The following is a 1,993-nucleotide window of genomic DNA, read 5'->3' as shown; positions in this document are numbered from 1 at the left end:
TTTTGAAGATGATAATGATTTGATGGATGAAGATTCTGTTGAAGAAGAAGAGATTCCTGAGGTTAAAGTATCACAGTCACAAGCATGGCGTGATATTGAAGCTAAGCGTGAAGAACGCGCGCTTTTAAAACGATTAGAAAAAGAATATGACTTGGACGGTTTAGAAGATTGGGATGAGTAATGACTTGAAAAAGTCGGATTGATCCTCATGTTGAATAAACTATTCACTAAGTTTAAGGGAAAAAGTATGAGTAATACTGAAAAAGAGAAAGAGTTATCAGAAGCAACAGAAGAAGTGTTGGTTGAAGAGTCTAATGTTGATGGTGATTCCTCAGAATCTTTGGAAGAACTTGATTTGGTCTCACAAATTGAAAAGCTAACACAGGAAAAAGAAGCGCTTTTTCAGCGTCTATTAGTTTCAGAAGCAGATATGAAAAATTTGCGTAGAAGAACTGAATTAGATTTAGCTAATGCACATAAGTTTGCATTGGAAAAATTTGTGAAGGAATTGCTGCCTTGTTTAGATGCTGTTGAAGCAGAAATTAATGAATTAAATAAAAAAGAGAGCTTGTCTGATGAATTAGTAAAATTTAAAGAGGGCTCTGAATTAACTTATAGAATGTTGCTCAATGCTGTAGAGAAATTTGGCGTTAAACAAATTTCTCCTATTGGTGAGGTATTAAATCCAGATCTTCATCAAGCAATTGCTGTCGTGCCAATGCAAGACAAAGAGAGTAATGAGATTATTGATGTAACCCAAAAAGGGTATACATTAAATGATCGTTTAGTTCGCGCTGCATTGGTTGTTGTTGCACAATAATAATTTTATCTAAATTAAGAATGATCTATATGTTAAATTACTATGTAGTTTAACTTTAGATCATTTTTTGCAGGAGAAATGTATGAGATTTTTACATACGATGGTTCGTGTTGCAGATTTAGAAAAATCGTTAGATTTTTATTGCAATATTTTGGGGTTGGTAGAAACTCGCCGAAAAGAATATCCTCAGTGGGAATGTACTTTAGTTTATTTAGCTGTACCCAATGATCCAAGCGGTGCAGAAGTAGAGTTAACCTACAATTGGAATTCAGATGAAGAGTACGGCATTGGTCGTGCATTTGGGCATTTGGCTTTTGAAGTTGACAATATTTATGAGGTTTGTCAAAAAGCATTAGATGCAGGGATTGAATTAAATGTACCGCCTAAAGATGGTTGGATGGCATTTTTTAGATCGCCAGATAATATCTCAATTGAGTTATTACAAAAAGGTGAAAAGCTCGAACCAAAAGAGCCTTGGATTAATATGGAAAATAAGGGTTGGTGGTAAATATGCAAAAATTTCCAATGACAGTGGAAGGTGCTGAAGCATTACGTAATGAAATTCATGATTTAAAAACAGTACAAAGACCACAAGTGATTGCAGCTATTGCGGAAGCAAGAGAGCATGGTGATTTAAAAGAAAATGCGGAATATCACGCAGCGCGTGAACAACAAGGTTTCATTGAAGCACGTTTAGCAGATTATGAAGCACGATTATCTAATGCTCAAATTATTGATGTTAAGGCGATTGAGCCAACAGGAAAAGTAATTTTTGGTACAACCATTACTTTGTTAAATTTAGATAATGATAAAGAGGTTACTTATAAAATCGTTGGCGAACATGAAGCGAATGTTAAGCAAGGAATGTTATCAGTAACATCACCTATTGCACGTGCATTGATTGGTAAAGAAGAAGGCGATGAAGTTCGTATTGAAACGCCAGGAGGTGTACAATTATACGAAATTTTAACAGTTGAGCATATTTAAATGACAATAAAGCACTCGGCAACAGCTTTTAAACCATTAACTTATCATCCGTTAGGTAAATGGCTAATATTGTCGCTGCTTTTTGCAGGCGTCTATTTTTTTCATCAGTTTTTTGCACCAGGTTTAGCAGCAATTATTATCGCTGTTGTGACGTGGCCTACTTACAATGATTTATTAAAATTATTG

At 34.8% G+C, this 1,993-nt stretch carries 4 protein-coding genes and 1 pseudogene; all 5 read left to right on the top strand.

Annotation, left to right across the window (positions count from 1 at the left end):
• A partial coding sequence (locus tag BZK14_RS08685; RefSeq protein ID WP_077926119.1) for a hypothetical protein occupies positions 1 to 181 on the top strand: 181 nt, incomplete at its 5' end.
• Between the two features lie 66 nt (positions 182 to 247).
• Complete coding sequence (grpE, locus tag BZK14_RS08680) at positions 248 to 820, top strand: nucleotide exchange factor GrpE (RefSeq protein WP_077926118.1); 573 nt, start codon at positions 248 to 250, stop codon at positions 818 to 820.
• Between the two features lie 82 nt (positions 821 to 902).
• Positions 903 to 1,328, top strand: coding sequence for a VOC family protein (locus BZK14_RS08675; protein WP_077926117.1), 426 nt, complete (start codon positions 903 to 905; stop codon positions 1,326 to 1,328).
• A 2-nt stretch (positions 1,329 to 1,330) separates the two neighbouring features.
• Positions 1,331 to 1,807: a transcription elongation factor GreA gene (gene greA / locus BZK14_RS08670; protein WP_077926116.1), complete on the top strand. Its 477-nt coding sequence runs from the start codon at positions 1,331 to 1,333 to the stop codon at positions 1,805 to 1,807.
• Positions 1,808 to 1,993 (top strand): annotated as a pseudogene (locus BZK14_RS08665) (AI-2E family transporter); the annotation flags it as partial. It abuts the gene before it with no gap.

It is taken from the genome of Wohlfahrtiimonas larvae (assembly GCF_002006755.1).
GTDB classification, from domain to species: domain Bacteria; phylum Pseudomonadota; class Gammaproteobacteria; order Cardiobacteriales; family Wohlfahrtiimonadaceae; genus Wohlfahrtiimonas; species Wohlfahrtiimonas larvae.
This window is presented reverse-complemented; position numbering and strand designations above follow the sequence as displayed.